The organism is Lewinella sp. LCG006, assembly GCF_040784935.1.
Lineage (GTDB): Bacteria > Bacteroidota > Bacteroidia > Chitinophagales > Saprospiraceae > Lewinella.
Genome location: NZ_CP160680.1, coordinates 7,301,434 through 7,323,139, shown reverse-complemented (window position 1 = coordinate 7,323,139; position 21,706 = coordinate 7,301,434). Strand labels below are relative to the sequence as shown.

Here is a 21,706-nt window from a genome sequence, read left to right as displayed (position 1 = left end):
GCTGACTTTAGTCGGGTTCCCCATTTTATGATAAATGACATGAAATACTTAAAGCAAAAATATCTTTTGTTTTTGTTGCTGTGCCTTTCTCAAGGACTGGTTACGGGGCTTTTCGCACAGTCGATTCGTTATGGTTTTGTACAGGATACGGAAAACCCATTGCGTATCACGGCGGTAGCTATCCCGAATTTTTCCTCGGACAATGTGACCATGGTGACGGCAGTTTTTTCCTTTTCAATACCGTCTGAAGTAGCGATTACCCCTTCCATCGAGGTGGTTCCTGCTGCTGGAGCTTTTGTGGATCATAATGGCAGCTGGTCAGCTCAAAAGCTCACTCCGCAGGTGTTTAACAGCGTTGGGCTGAACGGGCAAGCCTTACAAGGTAATGATGTTTACCAGGTCGTATTAAGAAGCTCTCCGGAGTTCAATAACATCGTTGAGGGGGAAGGAATTCCTCTGTTTTCCTTTACCCTGGTTGACGACTGCTACGAGGGAAATATTGAGGTGCTGACCAACGATGGTTTGATCAGAGGGGTAGTGCTGCAAAACCTGGGCGCTAATTTTAACAATCAAATGTCTGTAAGCATTGCGGATGAACCGGCGGTAGATATTTACGACGAAAAAGATCCTTTCAGTGCTCAAATAGCTTGTCCCTTGCTGCTTGTGTCGACGAACGAATACCAAGCGATAGCACCTAAGCTCAGGGTACAGCCAAACCCTGCAACAACTTCTACGACCGTAGTAATTACGTCTAATATTAGTGCTGAGGGAGAACTCATTCTCTATGATGTAAGACAACGCGAGGTACTTCGGCAAAAGACTCATTTTATTCCCGGAATAAACACCCTGGAGCTAGATCTATCACAACTTCCTGCGGGGAGTTACCTCCTGACCAGTAAAGCTGAAGACTTACTACTCAAAGCGAAACTGGTAAAAATCGATAATTGATAATTTAATCTCATGTATAAAAAGACGAAAATGAAACGACCATTACTTTTTTTACTGCTCCTGTTGAGCTTGGTTTTTACCGGCTCGATACATGGGCAAGGAATCACCTACGGGTTTCAACAAAGTGCGGGAGAACCACAGGTGATCACCGCTTTGGCTTACCCTGATTTTTCCTCTACTGACGTGACGATCTCTACGGCAGTCTTTACATTTCTTTTACCGGAAGGTACGGTGACCAATCCTTCGATAAGTCCAGCCCCTGCGGTGGGCTCATTTGTGGATATTACCGGACTGTGGGGAGCACAGCTGGTGGATCCTGCGACTTACGATATGCTGGGATTTGATGAAGCCGACCTGCAAGGAAACGACGTTTACCAGGTAGTGCTACAGAATTCACCGATACTGAACAATGTAGTCAATGGTACACCGATTCCTCTTTTTTCCTTTGAACTGCCAGAAGGTTGTAATGGAGGAAATATTCAGGTCTTGATCAATGACAGCGCGATCCAGCAAGCTATCTTCAACAATCTGGGTGCGAACTTCAATAACCAAATGTCCATGAGCATTGATAATGCTCCTAGTGAAGATATTTACGAAGACAATAATCCGGATAGCTTTATCATTCCCTGTGATTGTGACGATCCTATTGAAGTAGGCTGTATTGCTGATGTCAACGTAACCCTGGGAGCTCAATGCACAGCTACCATTGTAGCACCAATGGTAATCACTGGAAATTATGCCTGTGCCGATGAAGTGATTGTGACGGTAGATGGCGGTAACTCTAATGTGATCACTGGTTGTGGTGAGCACACGTACATGGTAGAAATTTATGTAGAAGGCGAACTGGTTTACACCTGCTGGGGCAACATCTTCGCCGAAGACAAAACCAATCCAGTAGTTACTTGCCCAGCGAACACAAGCACCGTAACGCAGGACTACGCTGCTCACCAAGCAAGCGGTAACCTCAATGCTGGCGATGCAACCTTGAACTTCAACAACTACAGCTGTTTGAACCAGGGCTTCCTGGCTGACGGTGTGCACAACTATGACGTAGTAACTTTCACTACGCCAGACTTTGCTATTCCTGTTGACGTATACACGATCTTGATGGAGACTGCGTGGGGTGATGGAAGCATGTTCCTGTTCCAGGGCGGTTTCGATCCTACAGCACCCTGTGAGAACCTCATCGGTTCTTCTGACGATGCTTTCGTACCTGGAGGTAACCCATTCGATCCAGCGCTACGTTTGAGCCTGCCTTTGTTGCCTAACACGACCTATACCTTGGTATTGACCAACTGGTTGACGACGCAGTTTGGTAACTGGACGGTAAGCATCTATTCTGATAACAACACGGGTGTTTCTGGTCCAGAATTTACCCCAGTAAATATTACCGATACCCGTGATTTGGTATGTGACGATATCAACTTCATCCGCTTCCAGACGCCTCAGTCATGGATTGCAAGTGCAGATGGTACCTTGAACTTCACGGCTACGCGTAACACCTTCTTTGGAGGTAGCACTGCTGCTTTGAATGCTTTCATTGCAAAAGTAAACCTGACTGGTTTCCCTGTAGTTGGCGACAACTGTGGTCCAGTAAAAGTTACCCTTTCTGATGCAGTAAGTGCTGCAGGTGATTGTGGTGATGTAACGCTTTCACGTACGTTCACGGTCTCAGACCGTTACGATGGTGTATGTGTAGGTGCTCCACGCACGGCAGCATGTACGCAGACGATTACTTTCCGTAAGCCAACGATTGGCGACTTGGTATTCCCACCATTTGTAGCTCCTTTGGAGTGTGACGAGAACTTCGCTGTTGATGCGAATGGCAACCCTCACCCATCAGCATCTGGCTACCCATGGTTGCGTACGGCATTTGGTTTCTACGACCTTGATCAGATTTACTGTAACATCGGAGCTTCTTACTCTGATGAGCCACGTATCACTGTTTGTGAAGGTACTTACAAGCTTCGTCGTGAGTGGAACATCATCGACTGGTGTAACCCAGGCGGTTCTGGTACGCTTCAGCAGTTGATCAAAGTATTTGATGCTACTGGCCCAGTAATCACTGGTATTCCAGCAGTAATCAACGTATCTACTTCACCATTCAGCTGTTTGGCGAACGTAGCGATTCCATGTCCTACCCTTACCGACGGTAATGGTTGTTCAAGCGTAGCTGGCACGACTTACACGGTACTTGCTTTCGGCGAATCATTCTTCGCTGGTGGTGACTTGTGTGACGGAGATGTAGTATCAGCACCAATTGGTGAGCACATCCTGATCATCTGTGCCGAAGATGACTGTGGCAACGAAACTTGTGAAGAGTACGACTTGATCGTAACGGACGAGATCGAGCCAAGTGCATCATGTGACGACGAATTGAACGTATCTATTGGCGGTGGTGACTCCGCTCAAGGTATCCTGGGTATCGCACGCATCTTCGCTTCTGACGTTGACGAAGGTTCTAACGACAACTGTGGAGCAGTAACTTTGGAAGTACGTCGTAACTACTGGCGCAACAACACTTGTGATGCAAGTGCTAACCGTTGGAGCCCATGGGGCGACTTTGTAGACTTCTACTGCTGTGATATCGACAACGAAATCACGATCGAACTACGTGTAACTGACGAGTCAGGAAACGAGAACATCTGTTGGATGGTGATCACTCCAGAAGATAAATTGAACCCATTCTGTTATGCACCAGCACCAGTAACATTGACTTGTTCTAACTTGCCATTGGCTTTCCCTGGTGATATTGCTACGGCTTACGACGAAGACTTTGCTGCTACTTCTATCATGATGAGCTCTATCTTCGGAGGAGCAACGGGTACAGACAACTGTGCTGTTGACACCATCGTAGAGCGTACGCCAAACATCCAGGTTAACGATTGTGGTTGGGGAACTATCACCCGCCGTTTCGAAGCTTGGCAGTTGCGCCCAGAGGGCGATGCTAACGGCAACGGAGCTATTGACATCAACGAAGTATTCCGTTCAACGAACAGCTGTAGCCAGCTGATCACGATCACGGAAGTACACGACTTCACGATCGACTTCCCAGAAGATGCTGATGCTGATTGTGGCGATCCTGATGTACCGACGATCATTACGACCACTGTAGGTTGTGATGTATTGAGCGTAAACATTGGTGAGCCAGTGATCTTCTCTGCTACGGGTGATGAATGCTACAAGTTCTCGATCACTTACGATGTGATCAACTGGTGTGTTTGGGATGGTGAGTACGAAGGACTTGTTCTTCCTCGCATGACCGAAGACGACGGTGAGGCACTTCCTGTAGACCGTGCGGTAGAAGGCAACGAGCGCCCAGTAGTACGGGTGGTGAGTGGCTTCGGACCAGTAGACAACAACTGTGATAACGAAGTTGATCCTCAACCCGGTATCCAGTACAGCGTAGTGATCGATCGCCGCCACAATGACCGTGACGGAGATTCTGATATTCCTAACACCGTATACGACAACATCCCAGGTAACGGCATCGGCTGTATTCCTGCTGACCAGTTTGGTCGTCGTAACTTCGGTCGTTACATCTACACGCAATTCGTGAAAGTATATGACTCAACCGCACCAGTAGTAACTGTTGGTGAGTACGGAGGTCCTACGGCTAACTGTCCTGACCTATTGGCTGGTCAGTTTGGTGATGACGACGGCAACTGTGAAGAAGCAGTAAGCATTCCATTCAGCGTAGCTGACGAGTGTGAATTGTTTGACGGTGACGGAAACTTGGTAGTAAGCCTGGTATCTGCACAGCTAGACGCATTTGCAGTAGACGCTAACGGCGACGGCGACATCAAGTCGAACGAATTCGTAGCAGACTTGAACGTATTGGGTAACATCACCGACAACGGTGACGGTACTTACGTATTCGCAGGTACTTTCCCAATCATTACTTCTGCAATGGGTGATAACATCTACCACGCAGTACGCGTATTGTTTGAGGACGGTTGTGGTAACCAGACCAGCGAGACCATCGTGTTCGATGTGATCGACTGTAAAGGACCAGCACCAGTATGTATCAACGGCTTGACCGTAACCTTGATGCCACAAGAAGAAGGTGGTTGTGCCATGGCAATCTGGGCTTCTGACTTCGAAGGTTCACCAATCAGTGACTGTACTGGTCAGGGACCAGAACTGTTCGGTGGTCTACCTCGCGTGACGAAGTACGCTATCTACCGTGCAGCAGATGTAGAAGCTGATCCAAACTTCGTACCAAGCCCAGATGATACTGGATTGGTATTGACGCAGGATGACGAAGCTACGACAGTAGTATACGTCTACGCTTTCGACGAAGAAGGTAACTACGATTACTGTGAGACGTATGTATTGGTACAGCAGCACGTTGACTGTGGTGATCCTGGTGATGGCACCATCGCTGGTGTAATCATGACGGAATCCAACGAAGCAGTCGAAGGGGTCGAGGTGAGTATCAACGGCGGCATGACCGCTACGATGACTACAAATACGACGGGCACCTACAGCTTCAGCAACCTGACCCAAGGCGGTGACTACTCGGTAACGCCTTACCTGAACGCCAACCCGCTGAACGGAGTGACGACGTTTGACTTGATCCTGATCAGCAAGCACGTCTTAGGAACGCAACTGTTGAACAGCCCTTACAAGCTGATCGCTGCGGATGCCAACCGTAGTGGAACGGTAACGACGCTGGATATGATCCAGATCCGTAAACTGATCTTGAACATTGATACGCAGTTTGCGAACAACACGAGCTGGCGCTTTGTGGAAGCTGCTTATAGCTTCCCTGTTCCAACGAATCCATGGTCAGAAGTCTTCCCCGAGTTGATCAATGAGAACAACCTGGCGGGTGATGTACTGGATGCGGACTTCGTGGGTGTGAAGATCGGTGATGTGAACGGATCAGCGCAAGCCAATGCCTTGGCGGGTGATGATCGTACGCTGAATGGCCAGTTCAATCTGGTTGCTGAGAATATTTCCATGAAGGCAGGCAACACTTACACCGTAGCGATTACGGGTGAGAATATGTCGACTATTGAAGGCTACCAGGGTACCTTGAATCTGAATGGTGCAGAACTGGTAGACATGGAGTACGGTGTAGCAATTGCTGAGAACTTCGGTATGCGTTACGCTGCTGAAGGTGCCATCACGATGAGCTGGAACCAGAACGGCGGCAGTAGAGACGGATTGACATCCGTCTCCCACGACGATGTTCTATTCAGCCTGGTGATCCGCCCAACGGTAGATGCTGAGTTGAGCGATATCATCAACGTATCTAGCCGCTACACGGCTGCAGAGGCCTACCCCTCTGTCCTCGCGGACATCTCCCCTGAGAGGGGAGAACAGGTGCTTGGTTTAGGGGTGGTGTTTAACAGCGGAGAAGTTATTGCTGCAGGTTTTGAACTGTTCCAGAACACGCCAAACCCATTCGCGGTAGAAACCTTGATCGGTTTCAGCCTGCCTGACCGGCAGGCAGGTCTGCCAGCGGATGCGGGTAGAGACGGATTGACATCCGTCTCGGTAACGATCAGCGACGCAAGTGGTCGCGTACTGAATGTAGTACGTGGTGATTACGCCGCTGGTTACAATACGATCAACTTAACCAAGGAGATGATCCAAGGTGCTACGGGTGTATTGACTTACACGGTAACGGCCGGGGAGTTCACTGCAACTAAGAAGATGATTGTAGTAAAATAATCGTTGTCTACAAAATCATGTTAGGGGGGCTTGAATTCCCCCTAACTTGATTTTCCTTGTCTTGAAAAAGATTAAATACAATGCTATGAATAAATGTAAAAAAACACTCCCAATACAATCAAAGAACTTAACAGTGATCAAAAATGAGATTTTAAAAAAAGAAAACCTAATTGCTAAAAAGCCAATAGAGGAAAGAGAATTTCCACTTGATGAACAACAAAAAATACATTTGAATCGAAATGAGGAGCGTCTAATTTTGAGCTGGATTAATCCTTTTTGTTAGCAATAAATCTTAAGCAGACTAATGATGAATACAGAGAATAACAAAAGGAACAGGTGTGCTTACCATTACTTTTCTAACCGTTAGTTCACAAACAATCAAGGCTGCAATATCAAATCCTGTAGAAGCAATTAGGCAGGAATAAGTCGTAGTAGGCTTTAACTACTCCTGTAGTTTTCTCGATGCGGGTGAGGTGCAACTTTAGAAAGCAAAATAAGTACCTACAACAATGCTAAACCGACTGGCTTCGGGATTGTCGAGATAAGTGAGGCGCCAAAGTGCATCGACGCGGATGAATTTAAGGATGTTCTCAATACCCACTCCGGCTTCCAGGAAGGGACGATCCGTAGGAGAACGGAAGCCGGTATAAAGAGCGACTCCGCTTTGAGGTTGGAACGCATTGAGGCGATTGGCCATCTGGTTCTTTTCGGACATGCTGCCGATGACGGCTTTAAAGCTGGCTACTTCTCGCAGTTTTAATTTACGTAACAGCGGAATATGGTTGAAGAAAAAGCCTTCAAAATGGTGTTCCAAAAAAACACTGGCATAAGTATCACTGACAAATTCGTAGCTGTTCATGGTATTGAACACGGAGCGCGAAAGGAATACGGCCTCGTTGCCAGGATGTACTTCCTGGAGCAAGAAAGGCAGTGTGCCAAAGGTTTTTCCGGCGTTAACCCGGTAAGAGAACCAACCAATAGGGCTGATGTTGAACCAATGCCTCAATTTGAGCGAGAACTTGTGGTAGCTGAATTGGCTGCCAAAAACATCCTGTAGGCCAAGCGTATATTGTGCTTCTAAAATAGGCTTCGGTGTGCCAAAACTAACCCGGTTAAACCTTTCTCCTAAAAAGGTTTCCCCAGGAGCATAACGAAACTTGACAATCACTTCCGTGGTATTGAGGGTCGTATCAATGGCCTCACCACCTGGTTTGATGAAGGCATAGTTAAAGCCTCCTGTTTGGGTATTTCCGTAAGGGTCCATTTGGCGATTCAGGAAGGTTACTCGATTGGAAATACCGCTGTCCCAATACCTTTCGTAGTAGACTTTTGTTTCGGTAACATCGATCAGCTTAAGGTATACATCCCGACGGAAGGAGTAGGAAAACAAGTTGCCTTCTTGAAAGGCTTCGCTATTTTCGCTGTTCAAGCTAATATCTTTACGGTGCGCGGCGCCGACAATGGTCCAGGGATACTGACGAAGAAGCCACTTGCCTTCGAGGCCATATTTCCACTTTTCGTCGAGGAAACCGTAGGCACCATAAGCATCAATGCGCAAATTTGGACTTAGGTCGTCATCACTACGTAGGCCCAGACGTAGGCGAGTGCCTTCAACGGGGTTACTGCTGTAAACAGAAAAATAAGGACCTACTTCAAATTTTCCCAAGTCGAAATATCCACCGAAGATGGTACCGAAGATATCTCCATAGGTTTTGAATGCGGGCACATTTTGAATACTGTCGACCAGTGCGTAAATCGTAGATTCGGTCTCGGTGAGCGGCTCATGCCGTACGCTTTGCCAATAATCTTCATCGCTATTCAGCGGTGGTGGCTCACTCGATCCTCTTTTCCTTTCCGGAAAATTATTTTGGATAATAGATGGATTGAGGCGGTAGTCACGGAACGATTCTGTACGGCGGGCAATCATACCGGGCGATTTCTCGGTAAGTGTAAAATCGACGATCATTTTTTGCTTAACGGGTAACCACAAGGTCTCATTCAACTCGTATTCCTGGTAAATGATGATTCTTTTTACCAAATTGATGTTGACATCAGGGGCCATCCTCATGTTGAGCCTTTGGATGGCAAAAGTGCTGTCGGCAACCCAAAAGTCACCGTAGAAAGTGTTCTCTTGTTTACGGCGAGGTTTAAATTTCAGTTTGTAGCTCCATTGGCCATTGACCAGTGCGCTGTCCAGAATGTAATATTCGTAAAAGCCTAGTCCGGCATCAGAAAATGGACTGATAAACCGCTTTTCAATGATGTCAATATAGTTGTTATAGACATTAAAAGGCGTATGTACTTTTTTTACGAACTCGATAAATGATTGGTTGTCAGTGCCTGAAGCACGTTGAGCTTTGATCACCTGGGCTGATCTACCTACTTCTTCGGAGTAGTAAACATCGCTCAGTGCTTCATTGATATAGATAGGCAGGAAAGGCTTTTCATCAGAAGTACTGTCTATATTTTCAAAGACAAATTCAAAGGGATCCATCAATCTGTTCTGTCGAATCCGGTCGGGAATTTTTTCAAAATCAAGCTCTATCTTGGTGTAGTTTTCGTATTGATAGGCAGGCTGTTGCTCAAGGTCATTGCGGGGCTTGTTCTGAATAATTCCCTTCACAATTGCATTTGCGGGATTCTCTCCAGCAATGACTACAATCTCGTCGAGGGTAGTATTGGCACTCTCCAAGCTGAAGTTGATGGTCTGTTGGGCTTCGGTATTCGTGGGTTTAGCTATGGACGTATAGCCAATGGCCGAAGCGGTAAGATTCGCTTGCAGCACCGGGACACGCAATTCATAATAACCGTCTACATCGGTGGAAACACCCATGGTTGTTCCTTCGTAGTAAACATTACAAAAAGGAATACCTTCTTTGGTGTCGGCATCGATAACTCGTCCGGTGAAGAGGTACTGCTGAGCAGTTAAAGGGTGGAGCAGGGAGAATAAAAATAACAACGACAATCCAGCAGGTAACATCTTGCTGAACCAGATAGCAATAAGTGGAAGTTGAATTTTAATAGTTTTCACGTTTTTCAAGCTGTTTTGGGGAATTGGGGCTTGATTTTCTACAATGTTAAAATATCAACAAGCAATGTAACGGATTGCCGTGATTAAAGCAGTGGAAGTGGGGTTTTTATATGATTTTTAACCAAGCTCTTACTGATCATTGATGCCAGGGCAGGGCATTTCCCCCTATGAAAAGAACATTATCTATTTGTTTAGGTTGCCTGAGGAACTTGTCATCATCATTAAGGGAAGGTCAACCATCAACCACCTTCTCCATCCAAGCAATAATATCCAGGTACTTTAGAAACATCTGTTCCCTTGGTTGGGTTGCTTTTTCTCGGAAAGCAATCAGCTGCTGCTGAAGGAAGGGTCTACTATTTTCAGGGTAGAGCTGAAGTAAGGCCCGCAACATTTTGTGGGTACTCAGTTGTAGGCTGGTCGCCTGTTGGGTTTTTACTACACTTCGACCAAAGGAAATCAGGCGATAGCTCATGCGATCAAAAGCTGAGGTTTCATAAAGGCAGAGGAGCTCCAAGAGTCGAGCATTGATGTCCATGTCTTTACGCAGCAGTTTGTCTCCCTGGTGGAGGATGGGGTGAAGGCGCTCTAACGCAAGTTCATATTTACCGTAGCCAAAGGCAGCCGCTGCAAATTTATAGTGGAAAAGAAGAATTCGGTGGTCGTCCATGAGATCTCGATGCTCACTCAATTGAGCAAAAATTTCCTCACTTAATAGGTAAGCTTGCTTAAAATCTTTATTGAGAAAAAAGTAGTTGAGTTTGCTTAGGTTTTGGTAGACAAATTTTACGTGTTGGCTATTGGGATTAAGCTGTTCCTCTACTTCCTCCACGTATTGATCAAGCTGCTGCAGGTACTTGTGGTATTGCCCGGTATCACCGGTAAGATAGAGCAGGGTTAAGAGGTAATAAAGACTTCGTAGGTATAAATCGGGGTCCTTGTATTTCATGGGTTCGTGCACCTCAAACAGCATTACCCATTCAAGGGCATGACTAAGGGCACCTGCAAAATCGAGTTGAATATACCGGTACCACAAATAGGATTGGTAACGATGTGTTTTTTCGAAAAAGGTATCTGCGAAACGGTTGTGATGATGTTCTGGCTGCATTTTTCGCCAGGCCTGATTCAAATCTGCGACTTGTGCTTCGGTGTATGTAAATCCATGAACAATATAGTAGCCATGAATCTGAATGTAGAGATTGATCATCTCACTTGCCGTCTGGGTGACCCGACTTCGTAGCGTTGATTCTTCGAGTAAGCGTTCCATTTTTTTCTCTACCTGTCGGGAACGGGTAATGTGTCGGGATTCGATCAGTTTTTGGAACTCAATGATTTCTAAGTGAAGGATATCCTGATGGTGTTCATTGGCGATGTCCTTGATGCGCTCTAATAGCCTTAGGCTCTCCATATAAAGCCCCTTACTATAGAGGATACGGGCAAAATCGAGTTGTTCTCTGATTTCAATATCAATAAGCTTATTGATGTAGGTAAGCCGTAAGCTGGTCAGCAATTGCTTGAAAAGGTGCCTTTTTAGGTTGGAGAGCTTGCCCTTTGTGGTTTTGCCGGGAAGTTTTTTGAGTAATTGTTCGTGGTCATACGCTTCCTGCTTGTCCAATAAATCAAAAAGAACAATGAATTTTCGCTCCTGATCACCCATCGTACGGTTGACATAGAGGCGAAAATGGCGCTTCTCCGGTTTGCTTAAAGATTTTATCAACCTGAATAGAGGGTCCTTATTGCTGGTAGACATGCCAGATTTTTTCTTTTTAAAGGTTGATAGTCAGTTGTTTATTCTAGTTAATGGTGTGGTGGAGGTAACAGTAAAAGGACAACAATGGTTAGGGAAAACTTAGGCGACGCCCTAGATTTGCTCTTGCAATGAGGAAATAAGAAAGGGTCATTGCTTCCTTCCTTTTTCCTGGTGACTAGAGCTCTGGTCAGGAATCAAAAAAAATATTATTGACCACAAATCTAACAAACTGATGAAGAAAATCGAAGCTATTGTTCGTTTATCCCGCTTCGAACGTATTCGGGATGCGCTGGCAGAAATCGGCGTCAACTTTTTCACCCTTACCGAAGTGAAAGGTTTTGGTTTGCAAAAAGGCGAACAGCTCATGTACCGAGGCAGCGTTTACGATGCTGATTACATCGCTCGCTTGCGCATTGACATATTCTGTAATACTGATAAAGTTGATGAAATCATTAACGCCATCGTATCTTCTGGTCGTACCGGTGAAGTCGGTGATGGTAAGATTATTGTTATTGATTTAGAGCACGTTGTGCGTATCCGCACTTTCGAAATTGGCGCCGAAGCCATCTAGTTTTTTCTGATCCCAAAGGATCGCCCTACCCACCAACCAGATTTTTATTCAACCAATTACGAAAACCAACGCGAAAGAAGTACCTCTTTGAAAATCAGGTACCTGTTCGTGCTAGTTAAACAATCTTACAATCTAGGGCAATCATGGAACAAGGATTATTTACAGCAAATAACGTTTGGATGCTGGTGGCAACCTGCCTGGTATTCCTAATGCACCTCGGCTTTATGACTTTGGAAGCCGGGTTCGTTCAAAAGAAGAACGTTGTCAATATTATTTTTAAGAACGCAATGATTATTGCGATAGGTTTGTTGACTTACTGTGTTGTAGGTTTCAACTTAATGTATCCTGGCGAAGCTTTTGCGGGGGGCTTTTTCGGTTTTAGCGGCTTTGGTCTGTCTATGCCCGAAGGCGATGCTGGAGCTATCGACTATGCCAGTGGTGGTTATACCTACTGGACCGACTTTATCTTCCAGGGCATGTTTGCGGCTACAGCCGCTACCATTGTTTCGGGAGCAGTAGCTGAGCGGATCAAACTTAATTCCTTCCTCATTTTCTCGGTTGTTTTAGTTTCCCTTGCTTATCCTATCACCGGGATGTGGAAGTGGGGTGGAGGCTGGCTCAACGAGGCAGGTTTCTACGATTTTGCGGGTTCTACCCTGGTACACGCCATGGGAGGTGCTGCTGCACTAGCTGCTGTTTTGGTCTTAGGCCCACGCCGAGGAAAATACACGGCCAGTGGAAAAATCAAACCTATTCCTGGACATAGTATGCCACTCGCGGCAATGGGTGTGTTTCTACTTTGGTTCGGCTGGTTTGGTTTCAATGGTGGTTCAGTTTTAAGTGCCGACCCCGTAGCGGTTTCTCTGGTATTTGTCACTACTTCGCTTGCTGCTTCCGCAGGTGCTATTGGCGCATTCATTGTTTCTTATGCAATGTTCAAAACCCATGACCTTTCGATGGTACTAAATGGTATTCTGGGAGGCTTGGTCGGTATTACCGCAGGAGCGGATCAGATGGGCCCTATGTCGGCTATTTTGATTGGTTTGATTGCGGGATTCATTATTCCTCTGTCTGTTGTTTTCTTTGATCGGGTGAAAATTGATGACCCGGTAGGAGCTACTTCTGTACACCTCGTTTGTGGTATCTGGGGAACACTAGCCGTAGGCATTTTTGGAAGCATGGCTGGTCTCAAGCAGCTGTGGATTCAGTTGTACGGTGTACTCGCCGTTGTTGCCTTCACTTTTGTTTTTGCTTATGGATTGATGTACCTCCTCAAGGTGACCATGGGTATCCGCGTGACGGAAGAGGAAGAAGTGAAAGGCCTTGATGTAGAGGAGCACGAAATGCACGCTTACGCGGAATCGGTCGAAGAATCGTCGTTTCAGATGAGCGTAAAGTAATAAAACAACGAGTCCCCGCGGTGCGGCAACACCAACGGGGACTGTAGATAACGGTAAACCGCTAACTAACTCAGCTGTAAAAATACAGTTTCAGGCTGTTTTGTTCAAGTATTGTATCAAATTATCCCGATCAGGAATCATTTAGGCCTTGCCTGTATGTCTTCTTTGCGGGGGATACTTGGAAAATGCAGTGTGGTTTACCGTTGGCAAAATTAATTTCTAATTCTTTTTGATCAACAAGTAGGGCAACCTACCCAACAATACACACTGTTATGAAAAAGCTTGTACAAATTTTCAGTTTAGTTGTATTTTTTTGCTTATCATTCGGGGCAAAGGCTCAGAATGTGACTGCGGGTCCTGTTTCAGTACCAGCTGTCCTTGAACAAGATCCTCCCGTTGGAGAGGAGGAAGAAGAAGACGAAGAGGAGGCGAAGTTTACGCTTTCTGGTTCTGCCGATGCTTACTTCCGCGCTAGTACTAATGATCAGGCTCCGGTGACTTCATTTGCCAATCTGCCTGGTTTTAGCTTGGGTATGTTTAATCTTATTGGTACCCACGAAGGTAAGAAAGCAGGTTTTGTTGGCGATTTGGTGTTCGGCCCTCGTGGTGGTGATGCCGTATTCGCTTCTGCCGTACCTACCTTAGGTGGTTTAGCAGCAAATGCTTCTACTTTCGTGAACCAGCTGTACGTGTACTTCAATGCTAGTGATAACGTAACCTTGACTTTGGGTAACTTCAATACCTTTCTTGGTTATGAAGTGATTTCACCTACAGGGAACTTCAATTACTCTACTTCTTACATGTTCTCCTACGGCCCATTTTCTCACACTGGTATCAAAGCGGACATCGGTTTGGGAGAAGACATCAGCTTGATGTTGGGGGTATTCAACCCTACTGACCTGACGGAAGCGAACTACATTGGTTCTTATTCCTACGGTGCTCAGCTTGGTTATAAAGGTGTTTACCTTAACCTGCTATATGGCGACCAGGATGGTGATGCAGAAGGTAGTGCTGGTGCACTGTTTCAGGTTGATTTGACAGCAGGATTTGATGTTACCGAAGATTTCTACGTAGGTGTTAATGCTACCATGAACTCTTACGAACCAAGTGAGGGCACTGATCGCCCTGGTTTTTACGGTTTTGCCGGTTACTTACAGTATGCACTCAGCGAAAGCTTTGCACTGGGCCTAAGAGGTGAGTATTTCGGTGAGAACAACACCGGCTACGGAATCATTGGTGCTTATGATATGGATTTGTCTGCCAGTATAATTGACTTGACACTATCTGGCAACATAGCCATAGGTAACTTGACATTGATCCCTGAAATCCGTTTGGATTCAGCTTCAGAGGATGTGTTCCTAGATGGTGACGGAAAAGCTACGTCATCACTGGCTTCTTTCGTTCTGGCAGGGGTTTATGCCTTTTAAAGCAGTTGATTGAAATTATTTTAGGGAAAACCCAGCGGCCGACTTGGTCGGTAAGTTGGGGTTTCCCATTCCTATTGCAGAACTATAAATTTTATTGTTAAAAATGACAAAGTTCAAATTAGAGTACATTTGGTTGGATGGTTACAAACCAACCCAGACATTACGGAGCAAAACCAAAATCGTTAAGGATTTCAGCGGTAAGCTGGAAGACTGTCCCATGTGGTCATTCGATGGTAGCTCTACCCAGCAGGCACCCGGCAACTCTTCGGATTGTTTGCTGAAGCCTGTAGCTATTTACCCTGATCCAGGCCGCCGCGATGGCTACTTGGTGATGACCGAAGTACTGACTTCCGATGGTAAGCCACATCCTAGTAATGGCCGTGCTACGATTGACGACCAGGATGATGATTTTTGGTTTGGTTTCGAACAAGAATACTTCTTGTGGGATCCTGCAACAAACAAGCCCTTAGGCTTCCCTGCAGAAGGGTACCCTGCTCCCCAAGGGCCCTACTACTGTAGTGTTGGTGCTACCCACGCTTACGGCCGTGAGATCGTAGAAGAACACATGGATTTGTGTATCGATGCTGGTCTGAACATTGAAGGTATCAATGCGGAAGTTGCTGCTGGCCAGTGGGAATTCCAAATTTTTGCTAAAGGTGCTCAAGATGCAGGTGACCAAATTTGGGTAGGTCGCTACCTATTGGAGCGCACTGCTGAAAAGTATGGTGTTGTTGTAAATTGGCACTGTAAGCCGGTAAAAGGCGACTGGAACGGTTCTGGTATGCACGCCAACTTCTCTAACTCAGTACTTCGTACTTGTGGTTCAGAGGAGACCTATAAGAAAATTCTGGAAGCTTTCCGCCCAGTTACTGCTGAGCACATTGCAGTGTATGGTGCAGATAACCACATGCGTCTGACAGGCTTGCACGAAACGCAGTCAATTGATCAGTACAGTTACGGTATTTCTGATCGTGGTGCTTCTATTCGTATCCCTGTGGTAACGGTAGAAAACGGTTGGAAAGGTTACCTGGAAGATCGTCGCCCCAACTCTGAGGCTGATCCTTACAAAGTGGCTGCTCGTATCATCAAGACGGTTAAATCTGCGCTTTAATAAAAAAGGGTTCGCTTATAAATTGGCTCTAGTTCCTGCATAGGAATTGATTATATCGCTCACCCCAACCTTGGTTGGGGTGAGATTTTGCCAATTTATGTAGATTGATAATAATCCCGAATCTGTACGCCTACAGGTTCGGGATTTTATTTTGTACTGGTTTCCAAATGGTATAAAACCAACACTTCCCTAATTTATCGGCCTTCGTTTGCATTATATTACGACAAAACACTATCTTTATCACCGATATTTGAGAAACCACTCTGAGAGACTCCCTTTTGTAGATTGAAACTTAATAACACTACTACTTTAGTGGTACCCTATGAGTATACTTTTCGTGAGTATATGCAGGTTGTCTTAAACCATAATCCCATGACTAACAACACTACTCTTTCTCAAGAGTACCAGTGGCAGTTTACTGTAGCTGGTCGTTCTGCTTTTTTAGTATTTTTCCTATTCTTTTTTGCTGTTCAGCATGCCCAAAGCCAGGTTATTTGCCCTACCATTGGCGCATTAGAGGCTCCACTCAGTTTTTGTGAAGGCTTTCCTTTTAACCTTGCAGCCACTGGCTTGGAGGACTTTGATGCTGCGGAGAATAATGAAACCAACTTTGAAGTTCGTTTTGTTTATTTACCTGCTGGGGCGACGGAAGATCCTTACATTGACGGTATTGAATTAGGTCAGGTTATCCCTGACAATGGTATTGCCGAGCTACTTGAAGTGGGGGATCAATTGGCAGTAGGTAGTTATGATATTTACGCCCTGGTAAGTCCTGATCCAGCTGATGATGCTTGTCGGCCTCAGGCGATGGCCACGATCTCCATCATCCTTTGTGATGATTTGGGTGATTTTACCTTTATCGATTTCAATAACAATGGTGCTTACGATGGTAGTGATGTGCCCTTGCCCCAGGTACTAGCACGGATTTACGATGCAGATACCGACGAAGAAAGCCTGACAATGGGACCTTTTACGTCTAATGTCGACGGTAATTACTGGTACACAGCTGTACCTGCTGATAACTATTTTTTTCTATATGAACCACCAGCTGGTTATTTGGCTTCTGGTACGGTAGTTAGTGGCAATAACGGTAATAAAATAGACCCCGCCGCGGGCAACGGCCCAACCAGTACGGCTGATTTTGCATTTTCTGCAACTGCGGTGGATTACACTTTTGATGCGGGTTTTATTGGCCCAGGAACGATTAGTGGTGCCGTTTGGCCAGACAATGATTTTGGCTTCGATTTTGACGAAGCAGGAATTGATGGTGTTGCTTTTACCCTCAACTGGCATGGTGTAGATGGTGTATGGGGTAATGCCGACGATGTTGCCCTGGCACGTACTTCAGCAGCAGGAGGAGTATTTGTGTTTAATCATCTTCCTTACGGTGAATATCGCCTTAGCTTAAGCAGTGTTGCCGGTACGATGCTTGCTGCTGGTTACGACCTTGTTAGTCCGGTAGATAATCGCTACGAGTTTACCATTGACGATGCAAATACGAGTTTCTCCAATAATAATTTCATCTATCAACCCCAGTGTTTACCAAGTCCAGGACGACTCTCCACCACCAATACCCTGGTGATGTGTGGCAACGCTACTTTAGGCATTTATGCGGATCAGGAAATCACTGTGCGCTTAAATGATTTTATAGCTCCCCTGTCCATACCAACTGATTACAGTTATGTGATCCTGGTGGTTAACGAAAGCGACGAAATTGTCCAGGTTCATCCAATAGCCAACCCAACCAATGGAGCTACTGTCGTCGTTGATTTAGAAGGTTTACCAATTGGTGATTATGGAATACACGGCCTGCATTACCTGACGACAGATTTAGATTTAGTTACACCATTTGATTTTAATATTGGTGCCAGTTTTAGTGCAATCATTGATCAGCTTAGTTTGGTTGATGGAGGGGCGAATACAAGCGGTGGTTTAGTATGTGGAGATGTGAGTTTAACCACTAATAATTTAATCGCTAGTATGAACCCACAACCACCTGTTTACCTGGGTTGTTTGGGCGCTGTTAATGTGAGTTTAAATCAACAATGTGGTGCTCGGGTGACGCCACAAATGGTGTTGGTAGGGGATTGGGGATGTTTGATTCCTGCCGATTTTCAAGTCAGTATTTTTCAAAATGGAGAGCTCATTTCACAAGACGGAACCCTCAGTGGGTGTGGTACTTATGAATACATGGTTGATGTCTTGGTAGATGGTATAAGTGGCTTTCCCTGTTGGGGTTATGTAGTTGCGCGCGATGTCACTGCGCCCGTCATTACCTGCCCGCCAGCCGTTACAGGGGGCAGTACTCCCGAAGGGATTGTTGACTTTCTTTGTGAAGATATTGACCAGATAGTTTTCAATACGCCCGTAGCTTATATCGTCGATGGCGATGGTCAGGTGGTGGATATTGATCCAGCAGTAGCGGCTATCTTGGATCAAACAGGCTATCCTCTTGTACAGGATGGTTGTGATTTTGTAAGAGTTTATGTTTCTGACCAAATTGTACAAAATGGAAATTGTGGCTTGACTTATATCAATCGTACTTTTTTTGCGGAAGATAAATTTGAATCTGCCTGCCAGGGGACTTCTAATTTATCTAATATTTGCACCCAGCAAATTTCGTTTAGAAAACCTGCATTAAGCGAAGTTATTTTGCCACCCAATATAGTAGAATTAGATTGTGCTACTTTTAGTGGCAGTACCAATCCCAGCCCACAACAAATTCACGAAGCACTTGGTGTATTAGCTTACCCTGCCGTATTCAGCTTCTTCGATGCTGATCCCTCAACGCCGGAGGTGGATCCTCATCTGCTCGATCAGACTTATTGTAATTTGGGCGCTTCTTTTCAGGATCGTCCTCGCATCGAATTGTGTGGTAGTACCTACACTTTCATCAGGGAATGGTTTATCGTTGACAAATGTAATTTATCCAATATTATCGAGTTCAATCAGTTGATCAAAATCAAAGATTTTACTGACCCAACGCTGGTATTGCCTACGGTAGATTACAATAACGATGGTATACCCGATGTACGCCGATTTTCTACCACACCCTATTCCTGTGAAGCGAATATTGCAATCCCCGCTCCGACGGAACTCTACGATTTTTGCTCAGGGCCTCCAGAATTGGAGGTAACCGTTAGAGACATGGCTGGTAATTTCCTTTTTCTTGGTACATCGGGGCAGGTATTTACGGTGCCACCAGGAAGTTACCAACTAGAATACTGCGCAACGGATGAATGTAACAATGAGGTGTGCCAAATCATGCCCATTATTGTCCGTGACGAGATCGCTCCTTCGGTGATTTGTGATGATCAACTGAATGTACAAATTGGCGGTGGAGATATCACCAATAACTTGTACGGCATTGCCCGGGTATTTGCTACTAGTGTTGACGAAGGTTCTGTGGACAATTGTTCCTCAATATTGGTATTGGAGGTTCGCCGGAATTACTGGAACAACAATACTTGTGGACTTAGTTCTAGCCAGTTCTCTCCCTGGGGAGATTTTGTTGATTTTTACTGCTGTGATATCAACAAAGAGATTACGCTTGAGTTGAGGGTAACGGACGAAGTGGGCAACAGCAACCAGTGCTGGCTAGTAGTGACTCCCGAAGATAAATTGCGACCAACCTGTTTTGCACCAGCACCACAAACACTTAGCTGTGCCGAGCTGCCATTGCTCTTTTCGGGGGATATAGAAGACGGTTACAACGATGACTTCGCAGCCACTTCCCAACTGATGAGCGAACTTTTTGGTGGCCCAACGGGTACCGACAATTGTGCCGTTGATACCCTGGTGGAGCGTACGCCATTGATCAACATTAATGCGTGTGGTTGGGGTACGATCACCCGCCGATTTGAAGCGTGGCAGTTGAAGCCAGAAGGGGATGTCAATGGCAATGGAGCTATTGATGTCAACGAAGTATTGCGTTCTACCAATGCTTGTAGCCAACTCATTACGATCACCGAAACCCACCAATACGTTATTGATTTCCCCGCTGATGCCGATGCGGATTGCCTTGATCCTGATATTCCAGGCTTGGTCACGGAAACCAGCGGTTGTGATAATCTCGTCATCAACGTAGGTACCCCCCAGCGGTTCAGCGCTACTGGAGATGAATGCTACAAGCTTAGTATCACCTACGATGTGATCAATTGGTGTATCTGGGACGGGGAATCTGCCGCTTATCAAGTAGCTCGTGATACAGACATCGACAACGCAAATGTAGATGCTTGTGAACGCCCCGTGGTAAGGGTTACCGATAGTGGCGCAATTATTGATCGTAATCATCCCGAACCAGGCTGCGACTCTAATCTACCTAACAGCACAGCGGTACCTGCTGTACAGAACGTTGGTCGCTGGGCTTATACCCAGTTCATCAAAGTTTACGACAACTCCTTACCGACCTTTACCGTGGCTCCCTATGGTGGCCCTACGGCAGATTGTCCTGATTTGTCTATTGGAGAGTTTCCCGCGCTGAACAACGAAACATGTGCAACCCAGGTGAGCTTTAACATTAGCCTGGATGATGCCTGTGAGGTATTCGATAACGCTGGCAATTTGGTACTATCAATTCCGACGGCAACCGTCGATTGGTTTGCTGTAGATAATAACAATGATGGCCAAATCGATGTCAACGAATTCATGGTTGAGGAGAACGTTACGGCTCAGCTTATGAGCAACGGAGATGCCACCTTTTCCATTAGCTTCGATGCTCCTGTCATCTACCAATCGCAGGGAACCAATGTTTATCATACCCTGCGACTGGAAGCAGTAGACGGTTGTGGCAACCCGAGTGTCCGCTATATTTCCTTCAAAGTCATTGATTGTAAAGCACCAGCCCCGATCTGTCTTAATGGCCTCACGGCGACCTTATCTCCTAATGATGAAGGGACTTGTGATGCGAGTATATGGGTGTCGGATTTCCTGGGTAGCCCGATTACGGATTGTAGTGAACCCATTGGCTACGCCATTTACCGAGCTGCTGAGGTGGAGGCTGCTGGGCCTGATTTCGTGCCTAGTCCTTTAGATACAGGCTTGGTTTTGACCATGGAAGACGAAGCAACAACCGTGTTGTACATCTATGCTATCGATAGTGAGGGCAACTTCGATTTCTGTGAAACCTATATTTTGGTGCAACCAGGCTTTGCTTGTTTGGCTTTCGGTGCCATTGGGGGGATGATTGCAACGGAAGAAGAAGAACCCATTGGCAATGTCCGTTTGAGCCTCAGTGGCCCAATGCCCATGACTACCATGAGCGCACCGGATGGCTCTTATCTGTTTGATAACCTGGAAGAAGACTTCGATTATACGGTTACTGCTTATCGCAATGATGATCCGCTAAATGGGGTGACGACCTTTGATATTGTACTGATCAGCAAGCATATTTTGGCACTTGCCCCGCTTGATTCGCCCTACAAGCGCATCGCAGCGGATGTCAACCGTTCTGGATCGATCACCACCCTTGATATTATCCAATTGCGTAAGCTGATCTTGAATATTTATACAGAATTCCCCAGCAATACCAGCTGGCGCTTTATCGACCAGGATTATGTCTTCCCGCAACCTGAAAATCCCTGGGTAGAATTCTTCCCGGAACTGATCAATCTTAATGACTTGATTGGGGAAGAACTGAACGCTGGGTTTATCGGAGTGAAAATTGGTGACGTTAACGGTACTGCGGATGGTAATTTCTAGGGATCAGCACGAAAATGAAATGTGCATTTTTTCTGCGTAATGCTAATGGACATAAAACCGGAAAGTATGCCTATTTTGGTGTACTTAAT

At 45.9% G+C, this 21,706-nt stretch carries 10 protein-coding genes; 8 read left to right on the top strand and 2 right to left on the bottom strand.

What is annotated here, in order from left to right; all coding sequences use genetic code 11:
• Positions 1 to 39 precede the first annotated feature (39 nt).
• From AB0L18_RS26820 to AB0L18_RS26810, 3 genes are all read left to right on the top strand, one after another.
• The gene (locus AB0L18_RS26820) at positions 40 to 948 is read left to right on the top strand and encodes a T9SS type A sorting domain-containing protein (RefSeq protein ID WP_367390401.1); all 909 of its coding nucleotides are present in this window, start codon (positions 40 to 42) and stop codon (positions 946 to 948) included.
• A gap of 30 nt (positions 949 to 978) precedes the next feature.
• The gene (locus tag AB0L18_RS26815) at positions 979 to 6,630 is read left to right on the top strand and encodes a hypothetical protein (RefSeq protein WP_367390400.1); all 5,652 of its coding nucleotides are present in this window, start codon (positions 979 to 981) and stop codon (positions 6,628 to 6,630) included.
• A gap of 85 nt (positions 6,631 to 6,715) precedes the next feature.
• Entirely contained in the window at positions 6,716 to 6,913 is a 198-nt protein-coding gene (locus AB0L18_RS26810; RefSeq protein WP_367390399.1) for a hypothetical protein, read from the top strand.
• 198 nt (positions 6,914 to 7,111) lie between these two features.
• Here the strand turns inward: AB0L18_RS26810 and AB0L18_RS26805 are convergent, their stop codons facing one another.
• Positions 7,112 to 9,661: a DUF5686 family protein gene (locus AB0L18_RS26805; protein WP_367390398.1), complete on the bottom strand. Its 2,550-nt coding sequence runs from the start codon at positions 9,659 to 9,661 to the stop codon at positions 7,112 to 7,114.
• A gap of 232 nt (positions 9,662 to 9,893) precedes the next feature.
• A complete protein-coding gene (locus AB0L18_RS26800; protein ID WP_367390397.1) occupies positions 9,894 to 11,408 on the bottom strand; it encodes a hypothetical protein in 1,515 nt (504 codons plus the stop codon).
• 232 nt (positions 11,409 to 11,640) lie between these two features.
• Between AB0L18_RS26800 and AB0L18_RS26795 the strand changes: the two genes are divergently transcribed.
• The 5 genes from AB0L18_RS26795 (at position 11,641) to AB0L18_RS26775 (ending at position 21,617) form a co-directional block, all read left to right on the top strand.
• The gene (locus AB0L18_RS26795) at positions 11,641 to 11,979 is read left to right on the top strand and encodes a P-II family nitrogen regulator (RefSeq protein ID WP_367390396.1); all 339 of its coding nucleotides are present in this window, start codon (positions 11,641 to 11,643) and stop codon (positions 11,977 to 11,979) included.
• Between the two features lie 143 nt (positions 11,980 to 12,122).
• Entirely contained in the window at positions 12,123 to 13,379 is a 1,257-nt protein-coding gene (locus AB0L18_RS26790; protein WP_367390395.1) for an ammonium transporter, read from the top strand.
• 272 nt (positions 13,380 to 13,651) lie between these two features.
• A complete protein-coding gene (locus AB0L18_RS26785) occupies positions 13,652 to 14,806 on the top strand; it encodes an outer membrane beta-barrel protein (RefSeq protein WP_367390394.1) in 1,155 nt (384 codons plus the stop codon).
• 103 nt (positions 14,807 to 14,909) lie between these two features.
• Positions 14,910 to 15,917, top strand: a complete 1,008-nt coding sequence (locus AB0L18_RS26780) for a glutamine synthetase beta-grasp domain-containing protein (protein WP_367390393.1) — start codon at positions 14,910 to 14,912, stop codon at positions 15,915 to 15,917.
• Between the two features lie 372 nt (positions 15,918 to 16,289).
• A complete protein-coding gene (locus tag AB0L18_RS26775) occupies positions 16,290 to 21,617 on the top strand; it encodes an SdrD B-like domain-containing protein (RefSeq protein WP_367390392.1) in 5,328 nt (1,775 codons plus the stop codon).
• Positions 21,618 to 21,706: the final 89 nt, after the last annotated feature.